The sequence below is a fragment of the Pleomorphovibrio marinus genome, assembly GCF_003347495.1.
In the GTDB taxonomy this organism is placed as follows: Bacteria; Bacteroidota; Bacteroidia; order Cytophagales; family Cyclobacteriaceae; genus Pleomorphovibrio; species Pleomorphovibrio marinus.
Window position 1 is genome coordinate 305,749 of the sequence record NZ_QCXY01000001.1, and the last position, 26,606, is coordinate 332,354.

The window sequence follows — 26,606 nt, forward strand, 5'->3', positions numbered from 1 at the left end:
ATATCGAGGTTTATACCCTTACCAGTCCCCTAAATTGATTCTATAAAAAAATTGAAACTGCATTAAAGCATCTGGACCTAACCGTTTCTGCTGTTTGCTGTTACCATCCAATTCTACAAAGGGACTAATCATAATGGTGGCTTCTAAACCTATCTCCGCTGACCTTCCCTCAAGTTCCTTAAAGATCCCCACTCGCCAAGGAAAATAAAGGCCTGTACTGGAAGCTGAGTAACTGTACTCATCAAAAGTATTCAACTCCGGAACTTCAAAATTGGTGTATTCCCTTTGGGTTTCGGTTCTTGCCGAATGAACCAAGCCAAGGCCTAAACCAGTATATACTTTTATTAGAGAAGGAAGGTAACCACTCTGATTGGGATTAAAATGTACTATAGGCATGACATCCAGAAAAAAGGCATTCCCATTAAAACCCAAAGGCTGGTCTGCCCTGCTTATCCTTTCCTTTAGCCTTTCGCTGTAAAAGTCCCCACTATTAATCATCTGCCAACCGAGGGTAGCTTTCACATCAAAAAGTGTGTTGATTTTTTTACTGAAATCAACACTAGCGGCTGGCAAGACCATAAATCTAAAATCACTGTGGATACCTGTGTTGTCTCCGTACATTTTAGAAGGGCCTATACCAAAACCAAGTCTGTTCTCTCTATCATCCTGAGCAAAACCAAAGTTACAAATAGAGACGACTAAAATTAGGAATAAGCATTTTCGCATTTTTGAAAATTTGTTTTAAAATAGAAAGGTATAAAAAAACCAACTCCAAATAAACAAAAATGACGAAAACATTAAATAAAATGCCTTTTAAATCTTAATAGTGGTGGTATAATACTCCTATATTAATCCTGTAATAAATTTGTACCTGGAACAATAGATCCGGCTCAATGGTTTTTTGCTTTTTGGAATTCCCATCTAATTCACCGAAAGGACTTAGCAGCACCGAGGTCTCTAAACCAATTTCAGAATTCTTTTTGTATAACTCCTTAAAAACCCCTAGCCTGAAAGGGAAATAGACACCTCGATCTACAGAATTCCTGGTTTCTATTCTTTCAGTCTCATCCTCAATCCTCAAAAACCGCTCGGTACGGCTGGACTGAAACGCCCCTATACCGGCACCTCCATAAAACTTGAACTGGGCAGGCAAATACCCACTTAAATTGGGGTTAAAGTGCATTATAGGCATTAGATCCGCATAAATCACATTCCCATTAAAGGCATGGGGTAGGCCAGCATTGGCAATACCTCTTTTGATACCTTCCGTATAAAAATCACCACTACTGATCATTTGCCAGCCAAGGGTTCCCCTAAGGTCAAAATAGGGGTGCAATTTTTTGTGGTAATCTACTGAAAACGCGGGCAAAACCATAAAACGAAACTTTTTATGGACACCGGTATTGTCTCCATAAATCTTTGAAGGACCAAACCCGAAGCCCAATCTGTCTTGCCTGTTGTCCTGTGCGATCAAATAATTTCCCCCAATCAAAAAAGTGAGGATTAAAAATACAACCTTCTTCATGCCTTCTCTCTCATTTTAAAGATCTAAAAATAATTAAACTTTTCCAGTTGAAACAAATTTTACAGATTATATTTTTCATAATTTTCCTTTGATTTATTAATATTTGACTGATATTACTTAATAAAACACATTTATTATATTTGAAAAGCATTTTTATGGTTTCAAAAAAACGGCCGTAAGTCAAGAAAATCAAACTATTGGGCGGAAGCCAAACATTTTATTATTCTAGCAAAATTTGTTTCTTTAATAAACGATTTGACAAAATGAGAGGTGGCCTTATGTATCATGTGGTCTTTGGAAATTCAATTGGGGAATCCCTTAAGGATTTGCTCCATCAAAAAAAAGCCCTGTTAATAACCGATGAAATTCTTTGGGCAAAGTACAGCTCTTATATGGACCCTTGTGATTTGCAGGTTGTTTTCACTTCATCTATGGAGGCAGAGCGGTTGGAAGTAGAGCACCAAAAATTGAAAAGCTTTGACATAGCGATCGGTATGGGCGGGGGAGTTGCTATGGATATTGCTAAATTTCATGCCTGGAAAGGCGGAAAAAACCTCTATCAATTACCTACTGCCATATCTATGGATGCCATGTTTTCTTATCCCATTGCTCTTCGTTATCAAGGCAGGGTAAGTTATGTAGGGGAGAAAATTCCTGATAAAATTTTCTGCGATTTTGATATACTGCTCAAGGCACCTAAAATCTATAATCGTTCGGGAATCTGCGACCTTTTGTCTTGCCATACGGCTCTTTTTGATTGGAAGCTTTCTGAGAAAATGGGAAAGAGTAAAATTGACTACCCCCTGAAAAAAGCTACTGAATCCCTATTAAAGGAAGTTGTGAAAAGGGTAGATGAGATTAGCGAGGTCACAGAATCATCGATCCGGTTTTTGATGGAGGGGTTTCAGTTTGTGGCTGAAGAGAATTTCAGAGTCGGTCACTGCCAATATGAAGAAGGTTCCGAGCATTTTTTTTATTATTGCCTGGAGGCCATTACGGGCAAAACTTTTCTCCATGGACAAGTCATTAATCTTGGAATTTTATTGATGAGTATCCTTCAGGAAAATCAGGTCGAAAATATTATAGATGTGTTGAAAAGAGCAAAAGTGCCAATTTACCCAAGTTCGATGAATATCTCTTACCAGGAAATAGAGCAGGTTTTATTTACTTGTAATGATTATGTAAAAGAAAAATCCTACCCCTATTCCATTCTGAACCATAAGAAAGTCACAAATGAGTACGTGGAAAAGGCCTTAACAGTTCTAAAGACAGAGTTTGACCCAGCTTTTACGCTCCATTGAAAAAATCCACATGACGCTTTCCCAAATTGTATTCAGGTTTAGAGTTGCCACTATGTTGTATTGGGCAATGTCTGGTTCTTTCCTGTGCTATTATGTTATTTTTTTTGAAGAGCAGAAAGGCATAAGCCCTGCGGATATCGGTATTATGATGTCTATTTACACTCTTAGTGCTCTTATTGGGCAAAACTTTTTCGGTTACCTATCCGATAAACTTCAGTCTTTAAAAAAATCCGTTTTATTCGCAGTCTTGATAATGGTCATTGTGGTACCTACTTTCCCCTTACACAACCACCTCTATCTAATTTATCCATCCATGGCCTTGGTGGGGTTTATGCAGCAACCCCTAGGCCCCATGCTTGACTCTTGGATGCTGAAGTTATTGGCTACTCACAATAAGGAGAATATATATGGAAAAATACGGGGGGTTGGGTCAATGGGATGGGCTACTGCGGGCCCAGTCACGGCCTACCTTATGCAACATGTAGGCTGGGACATGATGTATGTGGTGTCCAGCACCTGTGGGATTAGTTTGGCGTTTGTAGTATGGGGAATTAAAGACGTTCAAAAATCCAACGAACAAGTAATACAATTGGCCAAGGATCTTACCCCATTGAAAACCATTAGAAAACTGTTTCAGATTAAACCTTATCTTTTTATCCTTCTAGTAGTCTTTTTCAATTATTTGGGGGTCCAGACTTCCTATAACTTCCTTAGCCTTATCATGAGGGACACAGGAGGTTCACTTGAAATTCTAGGCTGGACCTACTTTCTGGATGCCGGAAGTGAGTTACCTGCTATGTTTATTTCAGTATGGCTCCTAAGTCGTTTCCCTCCTAAGCGGTTAATGATGGTGGCTGTAATACTTTATCTAATCAGGTTTGGGCTAATATTATATTTTCAGACGCCAATAGTAGTATCACTTACCTCCATTTTGGAGGGCTTTGCTTTTGGTTTTATGCTTGCATCATTAAGAAATTACATATTTACCATAGCCCCGCGCCATTTGCAGACTTCCGCACTCACTATATGTGACGCGGTTTTTCTAAGCATGTCAGTAATTGTAGGAGGTACCTTAGGGGGGTGGGTAATTCAGGAATATTCCGTCATGACCTTGATGTGGTGTTGCATGGGATCCTCTACTGTAGCTCTTTTGCTTTTACTGATTCCTCAGCGAACCGGATCTTCTTCATCCGCATCTGAACCATCTGCCTCCTGATGGATTGGTTTGAGGTTAGAAGGAATAGGCTCATTGAGGTCATCCTCTTTTTCATAGGGAAAAACTTCTACTATGGGGCTTTCCACAACTTCAGGCACATTAAAAGTAACCAACATATTATCCAGGCTTTCGTAAATCCGATCATATGCTTCTTTCACATGATGTGCAGTCACCAGCATGAATTGGGTCACTTTTTTTTCCTTCCCACTATCCGCATCCGTCACTATGTATGTGATTTTACATTTATGCCACACATCAATGTCCTCGAAAAAGAAAACATCTACGATGTTGCTCTTGGAGATATTAGTGACTTGGAAATCACCTCTGATTACACTTCCCAACATATCATATATCCTGGCTTCAGCCTCTGTAAAGGAAACCGCATCCACCAAATACTGCTCGGAAACGTTTTTCAAAAGCCCCTGCTCATTCTCCTTGGCATATTTCACCTTACATAAAAACCAAATTCTCATACTTTCTTAATTTTCATTGAGGTCACGAAGGTATGAGTTATACCTTAATAAGGAAAACAGAAAACCAGGAAAGGATCAAATATTTTTCCACTTTTAAGCTGACATTAAAAAATCTATATTACTCTAGTGTAGGAAGAAAGGTCGGTTTACTTCTATGCTTCGTTCCCTGCTCATAGGCATATGCGATCTCAAGAAGCTTAGGCTCTGACCAAGCCTTCCCAAAAAATGAAATCCCGACCGGCAAGGCTTCCACCATCCCCATGGGAACGGTGATGTTTGGGTATCCAGCATGGGCTGCTGGTGAGGAACTTCCAAGTTGGAAACTGTCTCCATTTACCAGATCTGTCTTCCATGCTGGGCTTCCTGTAGGTGCAATAATAGCATCCAATTCATTCTCCTTCATTACCTGGTCTATCCCTTCTTCCCGGCTGCCCTTAATCATATTATTGAGAGCATTCAGATAGTCCTTATGGGTAAGATCCCCTTTTTTTAGTGCCAACTCCAAATATTTTTGATTATGAAACCTAAGCGACACCTCATCCTTTACATTGAAGGCTATTAAATCGGAAAGGCTTTTGATGTTGGCTCCGTCCCCCAGAGATTCAAAATACCGGTTAAGCCCGTCCTGATATTCAAAGAGCATCACCTGAAAAGAGTGTTCTCCAGTACCAGGAGCCTCTATGGATGAAATCGGAACGACTGTGGCTCCTGCCTTTTCCATAAAAGATACCGCTTGACGCATTAAAGTATCTACTTTAAAATTCCTGCCTTCAGATGTATTATACCAGCCAATTCTCTTCCCATTTAGCCCATCGACATTCAGAAATTGCGTGTAATCAGTATGGAAAACAGCATCTTCGTCCATTGTTTTGTTGTCTTTTTCATCCATGCCTGCAATTACCCCTAAACAGATGGCGGCATCGCGGACTGTTCTGGCCATGGGGCCAGGTGTGTCCTGAGTGTAGGAGATTGGAATTACACCAGACCTGCTTATAAGGCCAACAGTGGGTTTAATGCCTACAATTCCATTGGCATGCGAGGGACAGACTATAGACCCGTTGGTCTCCGTACCTATGGCTAAAACAGTAAGGTTTGCAGAAACGGCTACCCCTGAACCCGAACTGGATCCACAGGGATTTCTATCCAGTACATAGGGATTTTTTGTTTGGCCCCCTAATCCACTCCAACCACTGCTAGAAAGCTCCCCACGGAAGTTTGCCCACTCACTAAGGTTGGTCTTCCCCAAAATAACTGCCCCTGCCTCCCGCAGCCTCATCGCCACAAAACTATCTTCTGAAGCAATAGAACCTTCCATTGCCCTAGAACCAGCCGTTGTGGGCATTTTGTCCCCACTGTTTAAGTTGTCTTTCAACAGTACAGGAACACCATGCAATGGTCCCCTATCTTTTCCTGCCATGAGCTCCATGTCCAATTCTTGGGCGATGGCTATTGCATCAGGGTTGAGGTGAAGGACTGAGCGCAATTGATGTCCATCTTGATCGATTTCCCGAATCCTATCCAAATAGGATTGTACCAATTCCTCAACACTGAAATGACCTTGCCTTAGTCCCTTGTGAATTTCTTCAATAGTTATTTCCTCTATTGGAAATTTGAGCTCCTCCCTATTGGTATTTTCACATCCCCAAAGGAAACAAAGAAGGATAAGCCCCCTTCCTATTTTTGACGTAGCTATGTTCATTATATTAATCGGTCTACTCAAAATAATCAAACTTTACTTTTAGGTCCTCAATATCATTTTTTTCGGTGAAAAACTCGTTTCCTGTCCTCCATACCATTTCTGCGTGTCTTTTTATTTCCGCTCTTTTCTCTGAATCATCCGCAAACTCATAAAGGGTACACAGATTTTCCATTAATCTAATGAGTACACTCGGTACCCCTTTTCCAAATTGTCTTATTTGGTTAAAGCTAGCATCCAAAAAGCCCTTGAAACTCTCTGGTTTGGTGACTACCCTTAATCTGCCTTGCTTGTCAGACCTAAAGGGGGATGGGAAGTTAAGCTTGGCTAGCCTGCTTAACGGAGCCGTGAGATTATCCAAACAGGTAATTGCGGTAAACGGATCATTGATACCTGGAGACAAGGCCCTGGAGGCTATTTCCACCATTTGATGAAAGGCAAACTCGGCATCCTGAGTGGAGGTTCTTACAGGGCCGAATGCCAAAGTTTTAATGAGTTTTTCCTTAACCTTATCAGAAATGGAATGGTAGCTAGCTACTTTCATGCAATGTTGGTCTTTGACTGCAAAATCTCCGGGCTTCAAAACTAACTCTACTACCAAATCATTATCGGTGCATATGCCCATTAATTCTTTAAAGGCTATTGCCTGCAAATACCCAGTTGAGGTAGTTCCTATGGAGGTTTTCAAGGGATGGCTTTCAATAAATGGCCTTAAATTATTTTCCCAATTTCCTTCATGGATATCCTCCCCAAGTTTTTCAGGGTACAAATTCTTCAGACTCCTATCCAACCTTTTGCTGGTTTCTGCGATAACATGTTCTGCCTGAATATTTACAGATACATGGTGAATAAAATACACCAATAAAATGATACCTAGGATGGCTAGAAAAAGTAAAAAACCAATGGAAATTTTTGGTATGAAATTCATTTCCCCATCAGACCTTACCGTTTGTAACACAATAATACAGTAGATAAAAGTCCCAGTATATAACCCAAGCACCAATTGATTGAGCCTGTCATCCATGAAATTCTGGACCAACCTAGACCCAAATTGACTGGCAGCAAGGGTCAATACCACTAAGGTGATGGAAAAAACCGTCCCTGCAACTCCCAGGATGGCCGTAGCAACTGTAGAAAGCACCGATCTCGCGGCATCTTCCCCCTTAGGCAAAATAAATTGCCATATCCCAGTGGCATCTATATCAACCTGGGTATCTAAAGTGACCAACCCTACGGCGACTAATCCCAAGGAAAAGGAAATTGCAAGAGGAAGTAGCCAAAAACTCGAGGTTCCTAATTCCCAAATGTAAATAAGTTTTGCTTTCACTACCCCCAAAATTTAGCATGATCTCCTCCGCTCTTTACCTGTCCACCAAATGATTTGTTCCCTAAATAACCTATAATAATCCAGAAAACCATCAAAGGTTTATAATAAAACCAACTGGGTAATTGCAGGGTTGGAAATTATGCTCATTGGTTAACTCCGGCACGGGTTGGTTCAGAAAAAAAGAAGAGAAGCAAAAATGCCAACCCAGCAGTGAGGGCACACAACATAAACACCAAAGAAAACCGATCGTCTTGGTTGGCGTAGATGTAACCTGAAATCAATGCCCCTAACCCAATCCCTGCCTCCAAGGCTATGTACATAGTGGCCAATGCCTTTCCCCTAAATTTGTCCAATGACAAGTCTATGGTCCATGCAGTAACCGTTGGGTTATTCATCCCTACTGCACACCCATATAAAACTCCTCCCAAAAAAAACATCCATTTTTCTGGAGAAAAGGCGACCAACAACATGGCTATCACCATTATGAAACAGGCCACTTTCAATACCGGAATTCTTCCAAATTTGTCAGAAGCTTTCCCTGCCAAAACCCTAATAGCCAATGATGAAACAGTAAAAACAGCAAAGAACAAACCCTTATTTTCAATACCTAAATACTCTGAGTAATCGGGAATAATAGTAAGAATCACACCAAAAGAAAAAACGGTAAAAACCAGTATGAGCGCTGGAGGAAACACCCTTTTTTCCAAAATTTCATCTCTATTCAATTTAAAATGGCTGAAGCTTAGTTTTTCCCGGTGCTCTAAGGTCTCCTTCAGGCGATAAAGAATTAAAATAGAAAGCAAGGAGATTCCTGCGGAAAGGTAAAACAGGGGCTGTACCCCCCAGAATCCAGCAATATAGCCCCCAACGGCAGGCCCAGCTGCCATCCCAAGGCTACCAAAAAGGGACTGAAGACCCATAGCTTCACCTCTTCTTTGAAAGGGTATGATATCCGCCACATAGGCAGAAGTGCCGGTTGGGGTAAATCCTGTAGAAAAGCCATGTAAAAACCGTAGCAACAAAAATCCCCCCACCGTACTCAAAAGGGGATATAATAGGCAGACCAAAAAACAAACCGCTACCCCAGTAATCATAACGGGGATCCTTCCCACTTTATCTGCCAGCTTCCCACTAAAGGGCCTGGACAGACCCGCAGAAAGGGTGAACAATGAAATAATATACCCTTTGTATTCCTCTCCCCCCAGGCTACTTAGATAGGCAGGAAGTTCAGGAATAATCATGTTGAAACTGGCAAAGAACAAGAAATTACTACCGCAAAGCAGAAAAAAATTTATGGAATAAATTCTTGTATTTACCTTATTATCCATAAAAAAAGCCGGAAAAGCCGGCCCTTTACTGGTGGTTAATTGTCCTTTACTTCCTCCTCACTCTGCGCTAAGAGGAAGGCTTTAATAAATTCGTTTAAATCCCCATCCATTACGGACTGCACATCCGAAGTTTCATAACCTGTACGAGCATCCTTTACCAATTTGTAAGGATGCATAACGTAATTCCTGATTTGGGAACCAAAATCAATCTTCATCTTACCGGATTCCACTTTAGCGCGCTCAGCATTCCTCTTTTCCATCTCAAGTTGGTAAAGCCTTGATTTCAGCATTTGCATGGCCTTTTCACGGTTGGCAAGCTGGGACCTTTCAATTTGGCAGATTACTACAATTCCCGTAGGCTTGTGTGTGAGCTGAACCTTTGTTTCTACCTTATTTACGTTTTGTCCACCTGCACCACCAGATCTTGAAGTGTGAAATTCGATATCGGAAGGGCTGATTTCAATAGTAATGGTATCATCCACTACAGGATACACATACACAGATGCAAAACTGGTATGCCTGCGGCCACCACTATCAAAGGGAGAAATCCTCACTAGCCTATGAACACCGCTTTCTGATTTTAGAAAACCATAAGCTAATGGCCCTTCAAACTCTAGAGTAACGGATTTTATACCTGCAACCTCCCCTTCTTGAAGATCAACTTCCCGCACCTTATACCCGTTTTTTTCTCCCCACATAATGTACATCCTCATGAGCAAAGAAGCCCAGTCATTACTTTCTGTACCTCCTGCACCAGGGTTGATTTCAAGCATGGCATTGAGTTGGTCTTCTTCACCGGACAGCATTTTCTTAAGCTCCAACTCCTCCAGTTCCTTTAGGGCTTTGCTATATTCGGCTTTGATTTCCTCCTCTCCTACCTCATCGGCAACAAAAAATTCCAGTAGCACCTCCAAGTCCTGGATTTTCGTGTGCACTTTTTCAAACGCTGCCGTCCAAGCTTTTCTGGACTGTATCTGCTTCATCACCTTTTCTGCCTCAGAAGGGTCGTTCCAAAAATCGGGTTGAGCTGATACAGCCTCGAAATCCGCTATTTCTGATTTCTTCTTATCGTAGTCAAAGATACCTCCTTAAGGCCGAGATGCGAGCCTTCAAGTCTTTCAACTGATCTTGATTCATAGTGTTACTTATTTTTTAGGATGCAAAATTGGACAAATACTTAGCCAATACCTACGAAAATATTCAAAAAATATCAATCCTCTTCCAAACTTTCCTTCCATTCAGCAATGGAAAGGATGTGGATTTTCCTGCGGTTTTTATGTCTAAAGCGTTTGTATCTTACTTGGGACATTACCAAACCGGTAAACAGCAAGCCCCCAGAAATCATCAAACTGGGTTCCGAGACCGACACACGCCCCTCGGAATATAGGCTGTTTACCGTTTCAGCGGTAAGCAAAAGTGCCCCTGCACCCAAGGGAAGTAGGGTAAGGTTTGTCAAAGTCTGGTTTCTTTCGTCCTTTTCGGAAATATCCACTACCTCAATTTGTTTGGGCAATAATACGTTTTCACTCATTTCGATGATATCTTCCTCTATTGCCACTATCCTATCTGTCAAAAACCCCTCTACATCTCTTTGCTTGTAGGTAATGGTCTCTCCAACCTCATAAATAATCCTGGTTTTGAGGTTGTCCCCTTTTTGCAAAACCAAAACATATTGCGCCTGCGCCAGCGTTGGGAGCGACAAAATCAGAAAAAAACAAATGTGGAAACGAAATTTTGCAAAAGGCATGTACTAGGTAGGTTTCTATCAAAAAAAGAAGCCCTCTGCAAAGCAATGCAAGAGGGCCAAATGACTAATATTTAGAGATCCAGCCATGGGCATCTTCCCTACGGCCATATTTTATGTCATCCAAAATGGTTAACACCTTGTAAGAAAAGGAATCTCTAGGCTTTTCTGGTAAGACATAGTCCTTATCGTTTACATGTATTCTTTGGATATGGGCCACGGTAGCTGCCGTGCCAGTGCCAAAAGCTTCTTCCAAAACACCCTTCTCCAAAGCATCTTGCAACTCGCTCACACTAATAAAGCGCTCTTCGTACTGCATCCCTAATTCCTTGGCCAGAATCAACACACTGTCACGGGTAATACCTTTCAAAATGGTACCTGTAGTGGTAGGGGCTGTAACCAATTTTCCATTTATGACAAACATGACATTCATAGTGCCACTTTCTTCGATAAATTGATGGGTTTTGCCATCTGTCCATAGCAGCTGGTCATACCCTTGTTTCTGGGCCTGCAAAGCAGGATAAAGTGACCCTGCATAATTGCCGGCTGCCTTGGCAGCACCTGTCCCTCCCTCAATGGCCCTGGTGTACCTCGTCTCCACCTTTACCGATACAGGCTTGGCATAGTAGTGCCCTACCGGACAGGTCAAGATCATGAACTTATACTTGTTTGAAGGGCGTATACCAAGGTATTCATCCGTGGCAAATATAAAAGGTCTGATATAAAGGGAACAACCTGGTCTGGCAGGCACCCAATCCCTATCCAACTCCAGAAGCCTAGCCATCCCCTCCATAAATATTTCTTCTGGCAATTCAGGGATACACATTCTTCTGGCGGACTCATTAAGCCTTCTGAAGTTTGAGTCAGCCCTGAACACCAACACCTCATCTTCCTTGTTTTTATAAGCCTTCAAGCCCTCAAAGACCGACTGCCCATAGTGAAGGGTAGCGTTGGCGGGATGTATGGAAAGGGGAGCATAAGGTTCAATTCTCATCCCATGCCAATCCCCATCGTAGTAATCCGCAATGAACATATGGTCACTGGTGGTTTGCCCAAAGGCCAAATTTTCAAAATCCGTATGTGGAAGCTTTGAGTTTGCGGTTTTATTAATCTGAATTTCTATCGTCTTATTCATATTTTTTTCGCTCTGGAAGTCCAAATAACCTCAGCCACTTCAAGATCTTTGGCCATTACCCTTCCTAATACAAACAAATAATCTGACAACCTGTTAAGGTATTGAATGATATTTTCGTCCACGTGGGAAACTTCGTTTAGGGCTACCACACAACGCTCAGCCCTTCTGCACACTGTCCTCGCCACATGGGAAAAAGAAACCGACTCGTGCCCACCTGGAAGAATGAAGTTTTTAAGTGGTGTCAACTGGCTCTCCATTCCATCTATGGCACCTTCAAGAACGAGGACATCATCTTCAACAAGAGAAGGCACTTTATAGTTTGGGTCTCGATCATCTGTGGCCAAATTCGAACCAATATCAAACAACCTGTCTTGAATGGTTTTTAGTTCATCCCCTCTTTGGAAATTCACCTTTTGATCCCTAAGCAATCCCATAAAGGCGTTCAATTCATCGACAGTCCCGTAGGCATCGATCCTTAGGTTGGATTTGGATACCCTTCGGCCCCCAAACAGTGAGGTCTCTCCTGCGTCCCCTGTTTTTGTGTAAATTTTCATAGGTTGAAATTACGTTAGGGTTGCGCCATTTCACGTCTTACAACTGTAGGATTCGGATTAATTTCATCGTTTTCCACCAGACCATCCCTCAAGCGGATGATTCTGTGAGCATAACGAGCAATGTCGTCCTCATGTGTCACCATGATGATGGTGTTTCCGTTTTGGTGCAATTCATGAAAGAGGTCCATGATATCATAGGAGGTTTTGGAGTCAAGATTACCCGTAGGCTCATCCGCAAGTATGATGCTCGGGTCATTCACCAATGCCCGTGCTATGGCCACTCTTTGCCTTTGCCCTCCAGACAATTCGTTTGGCTTATGGTTTACCCTGTCCTCAAGACCTACACTCTTTAAGGCCAAAAATGCCTTTTCGTCCCTATCTGATTTTCCAAAGCCCGCATAAATCAATGGCAAAGCCACATTCTCCAGGCAAGTCGCCCTAGGCAAAAGGTTGAAGGTCTGAAAAACAAAACCAATTTCCTTATTCCGAATTTCTGCAAGTTCGTTTTCTGACATATCACTGACATCCTTGTTGTTCAGGATATATTGTCCGGATGTAGGAGTATCCAAGCATCCAATAATATTCATCAATGTTGACTTCCCTGAACCTGATGGGCCCATAAAGGCCACGTATTCTCCTCGGTTTACCTGAATACTTACGGATTTCAAGGCTTGCACCTCCTCCATCCCCATGCGGTAAACTTTCTGAATTTCTTTTGTTTCAATTATGGAAGCCATTTGTAGTTGTTTTAAAATGTGAAGATAAGATTTTCTAACCAAATAAAATGAGCCGAGGATTGATTTTATACCAATGGCCTATAAGTGGTTAAGCTGAAGTGCCGTAAGCTTTTCAGCAGGCACCCACTCCCCCATTTGCACCAGGCTCCGACTTGCATAGTGATCCAGCCCAAGGATTCTACTGTATTTGACCAAATGTATCCAAAGCAGGGGGTCTTTATTCAGGGAAGTTGCTTCCTGGAGCAGTTCATATTTTTCCAAATCTTCCTCAGCTTGCGCTACGGCCATCATTACCAAGGGGGCACGATAGGCATCCCCTCTTCCCCTAGAAGCAAAATACTTTCCAAAGAAGCCCTTTAACTCTTCCGTTGGGAACTCCCCGGACTCTAATAAAGATGTCCATTCATAAAATTGCTGCCTGTTTTCCTCATTTTGAAAATTTGCCATTACCAATTCGCTAAGGTATTCAAAGGTATTCCCTTCCATCCAGTGAAATTTGTGACGGATCAATTCCAACGCAAAACCAGCCTTAAGCCCCTGATTATTTATGGCCTCCAGGGTTTCCAGCAAATCCTCCAATAGCCCTGGGTGAAGATTTGCCAAACCTTGTACATAAAGAACTGTGTCATTCTCTATTAGATCTCCACTCTCGTCCCACACCATCCATTTCGGCATTGGAACCTTTGCCAGTTCTGCAATTTCCCGGGCCTCATCCGGGTATCCCCCAAAATAAATAATAGGTAGGTGCTCTTGCCTTACGTTTTGGTACCCGCTTTCAAAAGCAGCTTTCCACGCTTTTCCGGCAGCACTAAAATCCCTAGCCCCACTGAGTACTTTGGCCTCCAAGGAATGATAAAAACCCGCACTACCTTTGAAATTGAAAGCCAAAGAGCGGGCAGACCGAATAACTGCGTTTATATTACCTCCCTTGTAATCCCTAATTAGTTTCGATTCTCTCCAGTCTGCTTCTCTTGAAGGAATGGTTTCCAGGGTGATAAGGCTATCAACCAGATAAGTATCCCCTTCTAAGTCCAAGGAAACGGAGTTTGTCCATTGATTTCTTAAAACAGCCTGATTGACTAAGGAAGGCTCACTAATAGTATCGTACTTAAGTGTAAACGTGGCTACTTCCCCTCCTAGATTAGAGACTGCCATTAAGTTTATTCTTCCAAAATGATTTAATTCATCCTGGTCAACCCCTGCCACCCCCACTCCGTGCAGTGCCTTCAGACCAATACGGTTAGAGAGGCTCACTTCTTTTTCGCTTTCCATTTCGCTTAGCCTTTCGAAGGCCTCCTCACTTGCATTTGTCTTGCTTTTTAGCAAAGCAAGGCTATTCAATAGGTAAGGGTCGTTAGGGAAAAATCTCAGTCCCTCCTCTAGGTAATAAAGCGCTTCGGTCATCTTGGAGTTCCCCTGTAACTGAGTTGCCAGAAGCAATATATTGGGGACATTGGGCTTTTCGTCAAAGCTTCTCATGAGGAATTGCTGCGCGGCTGTAGGCTGGTTCTGTGCCAGATGAATATGTGCAACGGCATTTAAGTTTTTTGGGTTGTTCCTGTACCTCTCCCATGCATTCTCATAGAGAATGGCAGCTTCTGTGGGTCGGTCGGTTGCGAAGTAATAATCTGCCGATAGGTTAGTAGAGGCGGTACTAAACTGTACAGCTATTATGCCATTGGCATAAATCACCAAAATAAGTACCGTCAGCATTGCACCAAACCTCATGTGAAAGTAAGGAAAAAAGGGAGGGGTGTAAATAATTCTATCTATGGCCTGTCCAGTATTCATTACTCCCAAAAAGTTAGTGATAAGGTAAAGGTAAAACAAAATGCTAAATCCCAACTGGGTATAAATAAAGGTATGCTTCAAAAAATCCAACATGGAAGTATTCGAGCTGATCTCACTTTTAAACCAAACCAGTGAAGTAATTGCAAACCCAATCAAAAACAATCCTTCACCAATAACAGCGGCTTCGTAGGGTTGCTTTACATGACGAATCTTTCTTCTGTTTTCCAAAAAAGCAAGCGTTGCCACCACAAGGAAAAGTAGATACTCATACGGGAGTGGAATACCCAAGTCCAAATCACCCATTAACCTAAAAAAGTATAGTGCCAAAAGAAAGAGATAAACGAAGGAAAATATGGATAAATGCCAGGAAATCTTCAACCCAACTCCTTTATTCAATTTGGCAAGCAAATAATAAATGCCGCTGATGGCTCCATGACCTATATAAAAAAGGAAAAAGGCAGCTATTGCCAATACCATTAGCGAGAGGTTTTCCCCTAAGAGTAAGGTTGGGGCCTTAACTTGAGCAAATTGAATCAAGGAAAAATAGGTAAGCAAACCTAGGGAGAGGATAATAGCAATTCTAGCCAGCATTCCCAAAGTGGGGAAAAACAAATGAATCACCACTACGGGAAGAATTAACCCTAGGAGAACCATCAAAAAGCCATAGTTAGAACCAATACCACCTATATTGAGACTGTTTACCCCACTGAGCGTGAAAAGAAAAATAGCAACCCCAATGGCCAAGATAAAAGGCCACTTTTTTAACTCCGACAACAGCACCAATCCAAGACACAAGGCAATCCAAAAAAGCAAGCCCAAAACTTGTGAATAAGAGGTGAATACCTGAGGAAATTCAGATTGAAAAGACTGAAACAACAAGAAATTTTGGGTTTCCAGAGGAATTTCTCCGAATCCCAGATGAATGGTATCAAGGACCACGTTCACCCTTTCGGAAAAAGTGATCACCGAAACGGGCATTGAGGGGTTACCTTCAGAAATCAATAAAAAAATAATACCGATTGCGGCCAAAATCCCCAACACCATCGGTAATCCCAACAAGAAAATCCTAATAAAAATTGATTGTGATTTTTGATTCATTATTCAAGTACCTTGGGCACTCTGAAGTAGTCAGAATCCCTTTTGGGTGCATTTTTCAGCCCCTTTTCATGATCCAAATGTTCGCCAACCACGTCCTCTCTCATGATATTTTCTTCCGAAGACATAGTGGTAAGAGGTTCCACACCAGAGGTATCCAATTCATTCAGCTTTTCCACCCAATCAAGGATTTGAGTCATATCTTTTGTCATATGCTCTGCTCCCTTCTCGTCAAATTCCAGCCTCGCTAAATGGGCAATTTTCCTAAGTGTGTTTACATCTATCTTCATAACATTAAGTTTGTGTATAACATTGAATCAAAAGTGTTAAAAGATCTAAATGGTGTCTGCCAACAATTCAATGGTAGCAGCGGGATTATCTGCCAATAGTTGTTGTTGAATGACCTGATGAGATTTTTCTTTCAGCTTCCCTATTGCCTTACCATCAAGACCTTTTACCTCTATCGGGGGATGAATAACGACTTTTGCCTTTTTATACCTTAACAAAAACCTTCCATCATCCGGCAAAATTAAGTGATTATATGACAATGTGATAGGGATGATTGGAATTTGTTTGTCTATAGCAATCCTGAAGGCTCCGTCCTTAAATCTGGACAGAATTGGTGGATGGGTGCTGTTGATACCCCCTTCAGGAAAAATAACCACGCTACTCCCTTCATCCATGGCTTCTTTTGCCTTGGCTATAGAGGCTCCCCTGCTCTTAAGACTATTTCTGTCCACTGCTATATGAAGGTTCCTAAACATATATCCAAAAATGGGGATTTTTCCGAGGGAGGCTTTACCCACAAAAACCAAGTCATGAGGGATAAGGCCAAGTACTGGAATATCCAGATAGGAGAAATGGTTGGAAACAATAACATATTGCCTATGCCCTTTGATCAGATTCAAATTTTCAAATTTAACCCGAATCAGTAGCATGGAAAAAAAGACTTTAGACCAAATCCTGTTTAACTTCCTTCCATATTTTTTCCATCCAGGTACCTGTATGGTCAAAAGGAAAATAGGGAACAAAAGAAAAAATGTTCCAAAGAAGATTACTGTTCCATACAAGGAATATATCCTTTTCACCAAATCACTCATCAAACTCTTGCGCTTAAAACCAATAAATTATACGGCAAATTAAAAACATTTGTCTGAAAACGAACAGTTCCCCCTCCAAACTAGGCCTCAGGTGACTTTTTCACCCTTAGGGATGTGCCCTCTGAACTTATCACCTTAATTCGCTCTCCTTTGTCAATAAATTCGGATCGGGAATAAGCGTCATAAATTTCATCATCAATTAGGATCTTACCACTTGGCATAAGTCTCGTATGTGCTATTCCTTCTTTGCCCACTAATTCTTTGGTATAAAAACTAGACGTATATCCTTCCTCTTTGTTGTGAGTGTTTGCTAGAGATACCCCTTTGAAGGCTTCCCACTGGTTGACCTTGGGGGTAATGGTAAATATCAAAACTGTACCTACAATGGCTGAAAGCAGCACTGTAAGGATAGCTGTGAACAATTTTTCAGAAGCCACAAAGGTAAAGTCAAACTGGTCATTGGGCAACATACCCATAGTAAGACCTGCCAGAATTCCTATGATCCCCAAAATACCAAACACCCCAAACCCGGGTAGTACAAAGATTTCTACAAGTAGCAAGACGATTCCCACAATGAATATGGCGATGTCCAAATTTGAAGCCAGCCCAGTCAAATAATAAGGGATAAAATAAAGGATCATGGCTATGACACTCACCGCTATTGGAAAGCCTACTCCAGGGGTTTGGAGTTCAAAGTAAATCCCTCCAATAATCAGCAGGATTAACACCCCACTAATCGCAGGATTAAGGAAAACCGCAATGATATCTTCCACCACCGAAGGCTCATAATATACCAGTTCAAACTCTTCAAACCCTTGCCTCTGGGCTATTTCTTCTATGCTGCTCACCTCCGCTTCACAAAAGTTGTTGGCGATGGCTTCCGAAACGGTAAAAGTCACTACCTCACCCTCCTTAGTGATTCCCTCTATGACAAGGTTCTGGTCCACCATGGCCTCAGCTATTTTCGGATCCCTGCCCCTAGCCTCGGCAGTACTTCTCATCATAGACCGCATATATGACTGATATTTGTCCGGAGCTGCTTCTCCGGAACCACCTACCACTACCGTGGCAGCTCCTATACTTGCACCTCTAGCCATATAAATACTGTCACAGGCAATAGAAATCAAAGCTCCTGCTGAGGCTGCATCCTTATCGATAAAGGAAAAAATGGGCCTATCCGACTCTAAAATCATAGTCCTGATATCATCCGCATCGTTAACAGCACCACCGAAGGTATCCATATGGATCACGATTATATCCGCTTCCTTTTCCTTCGCATTTTCCATTGCCAGCCTTACCTTTCGGTTCATCCGTGGGTCGATGTCACTTTTCATTTCAAAAACGTATACCCTTTTTACCCCAACGGAATCTTCCGTAGAGGAATAAGCAAAACTGTATTTATGCGTTAATAACAGAATCGAAAACAGCAAACAAAAGTAGTATCTATTCATAATAATTGGATATTTGCCATTAATATACAGATAAAATACTTGATTCACTCAATTGGGCCAAGTAGCAGTTGGAATTGAAAAAATAAATTTGAAATTTGCAATTAATTAAGGTGTTTTGATTTGAAAGGATTTATGTCAAGGATTTTGTTTAGGGGAATTTCTGCAGGTTTATTGATATTGATCTCTACTTTGGGGTATTCCATGGAGCTATCAAGTATTGATTCCGTGGGTATCGAGAAAATAGGTGAAAAAACGTATATCATTCACGAGGTCAAGCCACAGGAAACGCTTTTTGGTATTTCCAGGAGATACAGCACCCCTGTGAACGAAATCGTCCAAAGTAATGAATCCCTTAAAGACGGATTGAAGGTGGGGCAAAAAATCAGGGTTCCCCATATTGAAAAAGAAGCTATTCCTCCCGGAGCGGTCCTCCACCATGTGGCACCGGGAGAAACCATGTATTCCATAGCCAAAAAATATGAGGTCAAACTGGATGAGATAATGGCATGGAACCGACTTCAAGGAAATGATCTGAGCATAGGGCAAGGCTTGATCATTCAAGGAGTGGCAGAAAAGGAGGATGATCCAGAAATAAATAAAGAAAAAGTAGAAGAAACCGCTGCTTTAGGTGACCAGAAGGTAGCAGTGACAAAAAAAGATATAGCCCCTAAAAAGGAAGCCGAAAAGCATGATACGCCAAAGCCGGTAAGCGAGAGAGAAAAAGAAAAGGCTGAGAAACAGCCTTCCAAAAACCTAATGCCTCCCCCTGCTGCAAGCAGCAAAAGCGATGAAAATGCCCCTTCATCAAGTGAGGCGAAAGCTACTTCAAGTACCGGAGGTTGGGTTTCCCATAAGGTGGATCAAGGGGAAACCCTCTTTTCCATCGCCAAAAAATACGAGGCAAAGGTAGAAGATTTAATCACGTGGAATGGTTTAAGCTCAAATAACCTTTCGGTGGGACAAACCCTAAAAGTAGGAAGAGAAAAAGGAGCCAACATACCTGTGACAAGATTCCCGACCAACGCCCCTCCTTCCTCCGAGGACTCCAGAAGTACTAAAGGGGCAACCTCCCCAACCCCGAGCACTGCGGGCCAGTCCAGCCAGGCCTCTGAAAAGCCAAAACCGGTAAGCGTCTCCTCCTCTACAGAATTCAAAAACATCTCCGAAACCGGTCAAGCAGAAGTAATAGAGGGAACCGGTAACCACAAAAAGTACCTAGTATTACATAGGACTGCCCCGGTAGGAACCATTATGAGGATAAGAAACGAGGAAAATGACGTGACCATTTTTGCCCGTGTAGTAGGTACATTGCCGGAAACTGGGGATAATGGGAAATTAGTCATCAAGGTTTCTAAGGCGGCATATGACCAGCTTAGGGCGGTGAATGCTAGGTTTCCTGTTGAAATAGGTTATTAGCCATACTCAATCCATGTATCATATATACCGATTTTGTTATTTACTGATTATCACTTAATTTTGGAAGTGATAAGCAACGATTAATGAACAATTTCCAGTTATTTACCCATAAAATTTTCAGGTTTATATGGAACGCAGTTTTTGTAATTTCATACCCTGTATTAGCTACTTTCGGGCTACTGTTTGTGGGGATTACGATCTCCTTTTCCAAGCTTTCCAGTTACTTGGCAAGATTTAGTACCTCCACTTTCAATGAGGATGAGCAAAAATCGTGGGAACCCGTAATAGCGGATTCCGACATTATTGAAGCGAAGGTTCACAAACAAATTATTTTTGGACCAAATTGTTACCAGTTTAGGAGAAAAGACGGCATCCCTTCCATTCTTGAGGAACATGTATTTGGCAAGCGGGTAAAACTGATTTCCCAAGGATTGCTTATGGAAAAATGGAATACAACCGATATCAATGAAATCCCGGACTTTGATATTTGCCTTTATCGGCCGGACGAGGACCAACTTACCAAACTCACCAATATAAAATGTTTTGACTGGCACCTAGCCGACCATAAGGAGGACTTCCTTTACTTGAAGTGGTTTGATGGGATTCAAGGTGGTGAGGTAAAGGTCGCTATAGCCTAATGCAAGATGGGCTTCTTGAATTTTTGGAAAATAGGGTAAGCACCTACAATCACCCTGGTTTTATCGAAGAAGACCCTATAGTTATCCCCCACCAGTTCACTAAAAAGCAGGACATCGAGATTGCAGGTTTCTTTGCAGCAACCTTGGCATGGGGACAGCGAAAGACCATCATTTCTAAATGCAGAGAGCTGCTGAAAATGATGGACAACAGCCCCTATGAGTTTGTGCTACATCACAAAGAAAGCGACCTTAGGCCATTCCTGCATTTTAAACATAGGACTTTTAATGACCTCGACACGCTTTATTTTATTGATTTCTTTGCCCATTTCTACCAATTTCATGAAAGTTTGGAGGAGGCATTTACCCTATATTACCAGCCTGACCCAGATGTAATGCCAACCCTACTATCTGGCTTCCACGATCTTTTCTTTTCCTTGCCTGATGCTCCAAAAAGAACAAGAAAACATATAGCCACTCCCAGGAGAAAATCCGCTTGCAAAAGGATAAATATGTTTCTCCGATGGATGGTGAGAAATGATGGTAAAGGGGTTGACTTTGGTATATGGAAAACCCTAAAACCTTATCAATTGGTATGTCCCTGTGATTTACATGTGGACAGAGTAGCAAGGAAACTTGGGCTTTTACAGCGAAAACAGACGGATTGGATGACGGCTATGGAACTCACCAGAAACCTCAGAAAACTGGATCCTGAAGACCCTGTGAAATATGACTATGCACTTTTCGGGTTAGGAATAGTTGAGAAATTCTGAAGTTAGCTACTTCCGCCACTGATCTGGAGCCTTTCTCCATTCCTTGAGTGCCGGCATATCTTCCTGTTTAATTACTCCCCCTGAAACTGTCAGCATGATTTCGTAATCGCTCAGGCAAACCAACTTTACATTCGCCTCTTCAAAATTTTTCTTTGCCAATTCAAACCCATAGGTGAAAATAGCCATCATGCCTAATACCTCAAAACCGCTATTTCTCAGATCCTCCACCGCCTTTAAGGAGCTGCCACCTGTGGAAACCAGGTCCTCTACCACCACCACCTTTTGGCCGGGGGTGACCTTTCCTTCTATGGAGTTTTGCATGCCATGTCCCTTGGCCTTTGATCTCACATATAAAAAAGGAAGGCCAAGCTCCTCTGCCACAAGTACTCCTTGCGGAATACCTGCAGTAGCAACACCTGCAATAGCTTCGACATTCAAAAAATGTCTTTGTACCACCTTTACCAAGTTTTGCTTTATCAAGCTCCGGATTTCGGGATAGGACAAAGAAAGTCTGTTGTCACAATAAATGGGTGACTTCCAGCCTGAAGCCCAAGTAAATGGAGATTGAGGTTGCAGGCGAATCGCCTCTATTTCCAATAAGCTACTTGCAATGGTTTTGGCTATATTCTCATTAAAAATTTCCATAGCTTAAAATTAGTCTATAATTTTTTAATGGGTGTTGTGAAGCGAACAAAAAAAGTGCATTTTTGAAAAAACAACCTGTCAATGAAGATTTTTGTCAATGACAAGCCATTGGACATCCTGGCTCTAAGTGAACTCAATCCTGATAAGAGCTTTGAATGCATATTTGAAAACCCCAGTGATCTCCCTAGTTTCAGGGGTTTTCACGATGACGTACTTATTAAAGAGCCTTCAAGGGACATCGTAATCAAGTTACTCTATTTATTGAGGACAAGAAAACTCAAGGACTTGGACAGCATTACCCTTGTGGCAAAGGATAAGCGTAAGCTTCAATCCTTTATCAAAAGTAGATTTTCCATTGTCAAGGCGGCTGGGGGAATAGTCACCAAGGAAGAAAAAGTCCTGTTCATCTACAGACTTGGCAAATGGGACTTTCCCAAAGGCAAGTTTGAGAAAAAGGAAACCCCAGAGGAATGCGCAAAACGGGAAGTAGAGGAAGAGTGTACTATATCCGTAAAGCTCGGCTCACAAATAACCAAGACTTGGCATACATATACCCAAAACCGAAAAAGTATCCTCAAAAAGACGTATTGGTATACAATGGATTGCCTTAATGACACTAAGATGAAGCCTCAAAGCGAAGAAGGAATAGAGGAGGTTAAATGGTTAAGCCATCCAGAAGCAAAAACTGCCCTCGTCAACTCCTATCCGTCTATGCGCTATCTCTATAAACAATTTTTGAAATTAAGACCTAAGGTTCTTCAAACCTCGTAAGGCAAAAACTCATCCACCTTACCACCGTACCTATGAACTTCCCTGATAATGGTGGAGCTGATGGCTGCAAATTCTGGGGAGGTAATTAAAAAAACCGTTTCCAACTCTTCGTTCAAGTAGCGGTTCATCTGGCTAATGGTATTTTCATATTCAAAATCTGTGGTGTTCCGGAGACCTCTCAGCAAATAGGTAGCTCCATGCTTCTTTGCCAAGGAGGAGGTAAGTTCATTGTATAGCACCACTTTCACTTCAGGGATATTTTGGTAAACCTTTTCAATCTTTCCCACCATAAGTTCAATGTCGAAATAACGATTCTTTTTGGAGGTATTGTGACCGATACTGATGACGATTTGGTCAAACAATTTCAACCCTCTCAATACTATATCATGGTGCCCCATAGTGTAAGGGTCAAAAGATCCGGGAAACAAGGCGATTTTTTTCATGTAATTAACTACAAAGACCAGGAAGCTTCCAAAAGGCCAGTATTCTTGAAGCTTTCTGCACCAGGATAATATAAAACTTTTTCTTCAGGGGTTTTTACAGCAATCTCCTGGAAATAGGGTTCCAGTCCCTCTCTGCTGCAACCGATGTAGGATAAGTCTCCTAGGACCGTCAGTTTTGTGGAAGAACGATTGAATCCCAATTGCTGAATAGTGGCGAGGGCATATTTCAAAAATTCCTTTTCATTTCCTACTCTAAAAAGATTGAACAATTCAAGGCCTCCAGATCGGAATGCTCCAAAATATACATTATCGGGAATTATACTTGCATATAAATCTTGTTGAGTACCCCCTTCTGCTTGATCCATGAGAAAATCCAAATGCATTGCGGCCCCATGCTGTACCTCCAGCTCTGGGATTGAATTGTCCAGAAAACCCAGAACATCCTTGGGAGCAGATCCCAACACCTGAATACTATTTTGGTGCACCCCCTGGTAGAAAACCTCACAAGAGGCCACATCCAAATTTTGGCTGAACTTGAGATAGGTGTTTTTCTGGGTTGGGTCAAAGAGTGCGGTGGGCACCAAGCAAAACCTCTCCTGATGTACGTACAACCTCCCGAGTGTATTTTGGGATTGAATGAACTCATCAGACTGGACAATCCCCTCCAGTTCAGTTTCTGTTTGGTAGGTATATAAGTTTATCCCCAATACCCTGTTTTCATCATCTAGGGCTTGGATAACCAAAAGCTTTGGGTATAAGAAAAGCGACAAACTGGAAACCTTTTCTAGTTCCAGTTTGTCGCCTTTGAATTTTGTGACTATATATTCTTCAGAACTGTTCAACTTATTCCCAATTTCCGGAAGTAGAGGAATCTGTTCTTGAACCCACTCTCAACGCCTTTTCGTTGTTGTTTCTCCTTCTTTCTGGATTGATGGGAGCTGGGTCTCTGATTTCAAATACAGCTATTTCCCTGTTGCTTCTTTCAATTTTGTCTGCAAAGAACTCAAATTGTTTTCCCTGAGATCCAGGCACTACATTCAGCGTTTCCAAGTTAAAGTCAGGGTATTTCCTTTCATTAAACAAAGAATCTTCAACTCTTCTGGATCCAAGAGTGTCATAGGTCACTGTGGTTTCTTCTTTACCATAGTCAAGAAGTTCTGTTGTTTCCGTTCTTTGGATTATCCAGATTTCGCCGTCAGCTATAAATTCCCTGAGATCTTCCCAATTATCGGCATACTCCCCGTAACTTGCCCTGTAGGCTACTTGCGCATCTCTGAGCATTTGGAGCTTTTCAATGATTCTGGCTTCAGTTCTCATAAGCCTCTTTTCCTCCTCCACGACTTCATCCACGCCTAGGTACAATCTATAACCAAGGCCAAGGGCTCCAAGGAGAAATACTACGGATAATATTCTGGTAAGCGTCATTTTAGATAGTTGTTTTAAACCTAATATTAAGTTTCTAAAGGATTGATGGTTTTTTCCAAATGCTATTTTATGGAATTATTTTCAAAATTAAAATATCCTTTCCACATTCTTACGTCCTTTATGGAATTTATCCCCAAAAACACGTCATGGACTTCTCCTTTTCCCAAGATTTTGATTTCATCCACACTAAGATAACGAATATCATCGATAACTTGGTATGACGGGGAGAGTTCTGGATCTCCACCAAGCTCTAGCTGACCTGCCATCTCCTTCACCTCAAAAAATAATTCTATAGCATGAAGTGGTGGATTTAAGAATTCATGGATAAATAGAAACTCATTTACATCAACAACCAAACCTGTCTCTTCCTTGAATTCCCGAATCACATTTTGCTCAGCAGAACTTCCGTACTTCATGCCTCCTCCTGGCACATTCCAGAAAATTTTCCCTTCTCCCATCTTATGCCTTACCATGAGTAATTTTTCATCCTTAATGAGTATCCCATTTACCCTGGTTCGAAGCCTGCCTCCGAATTTCTGCTCTATTTCCCTTTTTAATTCTGACATTATACACTTAGATTAGCAGTAAAGATAAGCCAGACCTTGAACAAGCCCTCCCATTTGATCAAAAGATTTTTTCCCTATACCCCCACAGCAGGACAACTAGATTTTTTTTCAAAAATGGACGATTTCCTATCCCTAAATAGGATAGCCAAAAATACTTTTATACTAAAAGGGTACGCAGGAACTGGGAAAACCTCCGTTCTTGCCGCCTTGGTAAAGGCTCTTCCCCATATCAAATTAAAATCCATAATGTTAGCACCTACCGGCAGGGCAGCAAAAGTATTGGGAGGGTATGCTGGGAAGACTGGCTTCACTATTCATAAGATCATTTACAAACCTAATTCTCCAGAAACTGGGGATGGCTTCTCCCTGCAAAAAAACTACTATCAAAACATGGTCTTCATCGTTGATGAGGCTTCCATGCTTGCAGATGAGCAAGGCAGTGGAAATCATCTTTTAAGGGATCTTTTGAACTTTGTATTCGAGCATGACACCAATCGTCTTTTGCTTATCGGAGATGATGCACAACTTCCTCCAGTGGGTAGTGAAAGAAGCCCTGGATTGGATCAGGACTACCTAAAGTATCACTTTAGGTTGAACGTTATGGAAAATGTGCTAACCGAAGTCATGCGGCAACAGGCAGACTCCGGAATACTACATAATGCCACAAACCTTCGAAATCAGTTACAAGAGAAAAGGCCACAGATATATTTTCATAGCAAAAGGTTTCATGATTTCTTCAGAATGACTGGCGAAAAGTTGGAGGATGGCCTTAGATACGCCTACGAAAAATTTGGTGTGGACGAGACTACCATCATCACCCGCTCCAACAAAATGGCTGTGCAGTACAACCAATATATCCGTAGAAGCATCTTCTTCTATGAGGACGAAATTTCCGCAGGGGATAGGCTGATGATTGTCAAAAACAACTACACCTACTTAGAAGAGGGTGGAAACCTTAATTTTTTAGCGAATGGGGACTTTGTGGAAATCATAAAAATACGTTCATTTGAGGAACTCTATGGATTGCGTTTTGCCACTTTAGAACTCAGGCTAGTGGACTACCCTGATGAACCGTACTTCGAGGCTAAAATTATGTTAGACACTCTTTATTCAAACACTCCTGCCCTGGAACCCGAAAAATGGCAGCGGCTATATTCAGAGGTGATGGAGGATTATAAAGATTGCAGCAGTAAAGTGGAATTTCGGGAATCCTTAAAAAAAGACCCTTTTTTGAATGCTTTGCAAGTGAAGTTTGCCTATGCCCTAACTTGCCACAAATCACAAGGAGGACAATGGGCAGCTGTTTTTGTGGATCAGGGATATTTGACAGATGAACAATTAGATAGGCAATATATTCGTTGGCTATATACTGCCATGACTAGGGCAAAAGAACAACTGTTTATGGTGAACTTTCATGGCAAATTTTTCATTAAGGAATTGAATTAAACCCGCTGGGTAG

27 protein-coding genes are annotated in these 26,606 nt (G+C 41.7%); 7 read left to right on the plus strand and 20 right to left on the minus strand.

Annotated elements, in window-relative coordinates:
• Nucleotides 1–18: 18 nt before the first annotated feature.
• Entirely contained in the window at nucleotides 19–726 is a 708-nt protein-coding gene (locus DB520_RS01340; protein WP_114747867.1) for a hypothetical protein, read from the minus strand.
• Nucleotides 727–820: 94 nt separating this feature from the next.
• Nucleotides 821–1,525, minus strand: a complete 705-nt coding sequence (locus DB520_RS01345; protein WP_114747868.1) for a hypothetical protein — start codon at nucleotides 1,523–1,525, stop codon at nucleotides 821–823.
• Between the two features lie 263 nt (nucleotides 1,526–1,788).
• On the opposite strand from DB520_RS01345, the gene DB520_RS01350 reads away from it, so the two are divergent.
• Nucleotides 1,789–2,826: an iron-containing alcohol dehydrogenase gene (locus DB520_RS01350; protein ID WP_114747869.1), complete on the plus strand. Its 1,038-nt coding sequence runs from the start codon at nucleotides 1,789–1,791 to the stop codon at nucleotides 2,824–2,826.
• Between the two features lie 10 nt (nucleotides 2,827–2,836).
• Entirely contained in the window at nucleotides 2,837–4,042 is a 1,206-nt protein-coding gene (locus DB520_RS01355) for an MFS transporter (protein WP_114747870.1), read from the plus strand.
• On the opposite strand, the gene DB520_RS01360 is transcribed toward DB520_RS01355, so the two are convergent.
• From DB520_RS01360 to DB520_RS01420, 13 genes are all read right to left on the minus strand, one after another.
• On the minus strand, nucleotides 3,994–4,515 hold the full coding sequence (locus DB520_RS01360; protein ID WP_114747871.1) for a DUF4494 domain-containing protein: 522 nt from the start codon (nucleotides 4,513–4,515) through the stop codon (nucleotides 3,994–3,996). The two genes, DB520_RS01355 and DB520_RS01360, sit on opposite strands and share 49 nt — an antisense overlap.
• 118 nt (nucleotides 4,516–4,633) lie before the next feature.
• Nucleotides 4,634–6,214 carry an amidase gene (locus tag DB520_RS01365; RefSeq protein WP_114747872.1) on the minus strand — a complete coding sequence of 527 codons (1,581 nt, stop codon included), beginning with the start codon at nucleotides 6,212–6,214 and terminating at the stop codon, nucleotides 4,634–4,636.
• A 13-nt stretch (nucleotides 6,215–6,227) separates the two neighbouring features.
• Complete coding sequence (locus DB520_RS01370) at nucleotides 6,228–7,538, minus strand: DUF2254 domain-containing protein (RefSeq protein ID WP_157971891.1); 1,311 nt, start codon at nucleotides 7,536–7,538, stop codon at nucleotides 6,228–6,230.
• Between the two features lie 143 nt (nucleotides 7,539–7,681).
• The gene (locus tag DB520_RS01375; protein ID WP_114747874.1) at nucleotides 7,682–8,866 is read right to left on the minus strand and encodes an MFS transporter; all 1,185 of its coding nucleotides are present in this window, start codon (nucleotides 8,864–8,866) and stop codon (nucleotides 7,682–7,684) included.
• Nucleotides 8,867–8,901: 35 nt separating this feature from the next.
• A protein-coding gene (gene prfB, locus DB520_RS01380) for a peptide chain release factor 2 (RefSeq protein ID WP_114747875.1) occupies nucleotides 8,902–10,003 on the minus strand; the annotation gives its coding sequence in 2 pieces (ribosomal slippage) (nucleotides 8,902–9,942 and nucleotides 9,944–10,003; 1,101 coding nt in all).
• Nucleotides 10,004–10,076: 73 nt separating this feature from the next.
• Nucleotides 10,077–10,613: a hypothetical protein gene (locus tag DB520_RS01385; RefSeq protein ID WP_114747876.1), complete on the minus strand. Its 537-nt coding sequence runs from the start codon at nucleotides 10,611–10,613 to the stop codon at nucleotides 10,077–10,079.
• Between the two features lie 64 nt (nucleotides 10,614–10,677).
• The gene (locus DB520_RS01390; protein WP_114747877.1) at nucleotides 10,678–11,745 is read right to left on the minus strand and encodes a branched-chain amino acid aminotransferase; all 1,068 of its coding nucleotides are present in this window, start codon (nucleotides 11,743–11,745) and stop codon (nucleotides 10,678–10,680) included.
• On the minus strand, nucleotides 11,742–12,299 hold the full coding sequence (locus tag DB520_RS01395; RefSeq protein ID WP_114747878.1) for a cob(I)yrinic acid a,c-diamide adenosyltransferase: 558 nt from the start codon (nucleotides 12,297–12,299) through the stop codon (nucleotides 11,742–11,744). Before DB520_RS01395 ends, DB520_RS01390 begins: the two co-directional genes overlap by 4 nt.
• 14 nt (nucleotides 12,300–12,313) lie before the next feature.
• Nucleotides 12,314–13,036 carry an ABC transporter ATP-binding protein gene (locus DB520_RS01400; protein WP_114747879.1) on the minus strand — a complete coding sequence of 241 codons (723 nt, stop codon included), beginning with the start codon at nucleotides 13,034–13,036 and terminating at the stop codon, nucleotides 12,314–12,316.
• Between the two features lie 78 nt (nucleotides 13,037–13,114).
• Nucleotides 13,115–15,925 (minus strand): tetratricopeptide repeat protein, encoded by a 2,811-nt coding sequence (locus DB520_RS01405; protein ID WP_157971892.1) that lies wholly within the window; start codon nucleotides 15,923–15,925, stop codon nucleotides 13,115–13,117.
• Nucleotides 15,925–16,212 (minus strand): Asp-tRNA(Asn)/Glu-tRNA(Gln) amidotransferase subunit GatC, encoded by a 288-nt coding sequence (gatC, locus tag DB520_RS01410; protein ID WP_114747881.1) that lies wholly within the window; start codon nucleotides 16,210–16,212, stop codon nucleotides 15,925–15,927. Before gatC ends, DB520_RS01405 begins: the two co-directional genes overlap by 1 nt.
• A 45-nt stretch (nucleotides 16,213–16,257) precedes the next feature.
• Complete coding sequence (locus DB520_RS01415) at nucleotides 16,258–17,022, minus strand: lysophospholipid acyltransferase family protein (protein ID WP_198675212.1); 765 nt, start codon at nucleotides 17,020–17,022, stop codon at nucleotides 16,258–16,260.
• Nucleotides 17,023–17,102: 80 nt separating this feature from the next.
• Nucleotides 17,103–18,473 (minus strand): NfeD family protein, encoded by a 1,371-nt coding sequence (locus DB520_RS01420; RefSeq protein ID WP_114747882.1) that lies wholly within the window; start codon nucleotides 18,471–18,473, stop codon nucleotides 17,103–17,105.
• A 132-nt stretch (nucleotides 18,474–18,605) separates the two neighbouring features.
• Here DB520_RS01420 and DB520_RS01425 point away from each other — a divergent pair, with 132 nt between their 5' ends.
• The 3 genes from DB520_RS01425 to DB520_RS01435 all read left to right on the plus strand — a co-directional run bounded on the left by DB520_RS01425 (nucleotide 18,606) and on the right by DB520_RS01435 (nucleotide 21,297).
• Nucleotides 18,606–19,889, plus strand: a complete 1,284-nt coding sequence (locus DB520_RS01425; RefSeq protein ID WP_198675213.1) for a LysM peptidoglycan-binding domain-containing protein — start codon at nucleotides 18,606–18,608, stop codon at nucleotides 19,887–19,889.
• Between the two features lie 83 nt (nucleotides 19,890–19,972).
• Nucleotides 19,973–20,527 carry a hypothetical protein gene (locus DB520_RS01430; RefSeq protein ID WP_114747883.1) on the plus strand — a complete coding sequence of 185 codons (555 nt, stop codon included), beginning with the start codon at nucleotides 19,973–19,975 and terminating at the stop codon, nucleotides 20,525–20,527.
• A complete protein-coding gene (locus DB520_RS01435) occupies nucleotides 20,527–21,297 on the plus strand; it encodes a TIGR02757 family protein (RefSeq protein WP_114747884.1) in 771 nt (256 codons plus the stop codon). The genes DB520_RS01430 and DB520_RS01435 overlap by 1 nt, the downstream gene beginning before the upstream one ends.
• Before the next feature lie 6 nt (nucleotides 21,298–21,303).
• Here the strand turns inward: DB520_RS01435 and pyrE are convergent, their stop codons facing one another.
• Nucleotides 21,304–21,942, minus strand: coding sequence for an orotate phosphoribosyltransferase (pyrE, locus tag DB520_RS01440; RefSeq protein WP_114747885.1), 639 nt, complete (start codon nucleotides 21,940–21,942; stop codon nucleotides 21,304–21,306).
• Nucleotides 21,943–22,023: 81 nt separating this feature from the next.
• Here pyrE and DB520_RS01445 point away from each other — a divergent pair, with 81 nt between their 5' ends.
• Nucleotides 22,024–22,713: an NUDIX hydrolase gene (locus tag DB520_RS01445; RefSeq protein ID WP_114747886.1), complete on the plus strand. Its 690-nt coding sequence runs from the start codon at nucleotides 22,024–22,026 to the stop codon at nucleotides 22,711–22,713.
• Here DB520_RS01445 and coaD read toward each other — a convergent pair.
• The 4 genes from coaD to DB520_RS01465 all read right to left on the minus strand — a co-directional run bounded on the left by coaD (nucleotide 22,701) and on the right by DB520_RS01465 (nucleotide 25,147).
• A complete protein-coding gene (gene coaD, locus DB520_RS01450; protein WP_114747887.1) occupies nucleotides 22,701–23,156 on the minus strand; it encodes a pantetheine-phosphate adenylyltransferase in 456 nt (151 codons plus the stop codon). The two genes, DB520_RS01445 and coaD, sit on opposite strands and share 13 nt — an antisense overlap.
• Before the next feature lie 8 nt (nucleotides 23,157–23,164).
• Nucleotides 23,165–23,998 (minus strand): DUF3822 family protein, encoded by an 834-nt coding sequence (locus DB520_RS01455; protein ID WP_157971893.1) that lies wholly within the window; start codon nucleotides 23,996–23,998, stop codon nucleotides 23,165–23,167.
• Nucleotide 23,999: 1 nt separating this feature from the next.
• Nucleotides 24,000–24,581, minus strand: a complete 582-nt coding sequence (locus tag DB520_RS01460; protein WP_114747889.1) for a hypothetical protein — start codon at nucleotides 24,579–24,581, stop codon at nucleotides 24,000–24,002.
• 62 nt (nucleotides 24,582–24,643) lie between these two features.
• Nucleotides 24,644–25,147 carry an NUDIX domain-containing protein gene (locus DB520_RS01465; RefSeq protein ID WP_114747890.1) on the minus strand — a complete coding sequence of 168 codons (504 nt, stop codon included), beginning with the start codon at nucleotides 25,145–25,147 and terminating at the stop codon, nucleotides 24,644–24,646.
• Between the two features lie 114 nt (nucleotides 25,148–25,261).
• Here DB520_RS01465 and DB520_RS01470 point away from each other — a divergent pair, with 114 nt between their 5' ends.
• Nucleotides 25,262–26,593: an ATP-dependent DNA helicase gene (locus DB520_RS01470; protein ID WP_114748727.1), complete on the plus strand. Its 1,332-nt coding sequence runs from the start codon at nucleotides 25,262–25,264 to the stop codon at nucleotides 26,591–26,593.
• Nucleotides 26,594–26,606: the final 13 nt, after the last annotated feature.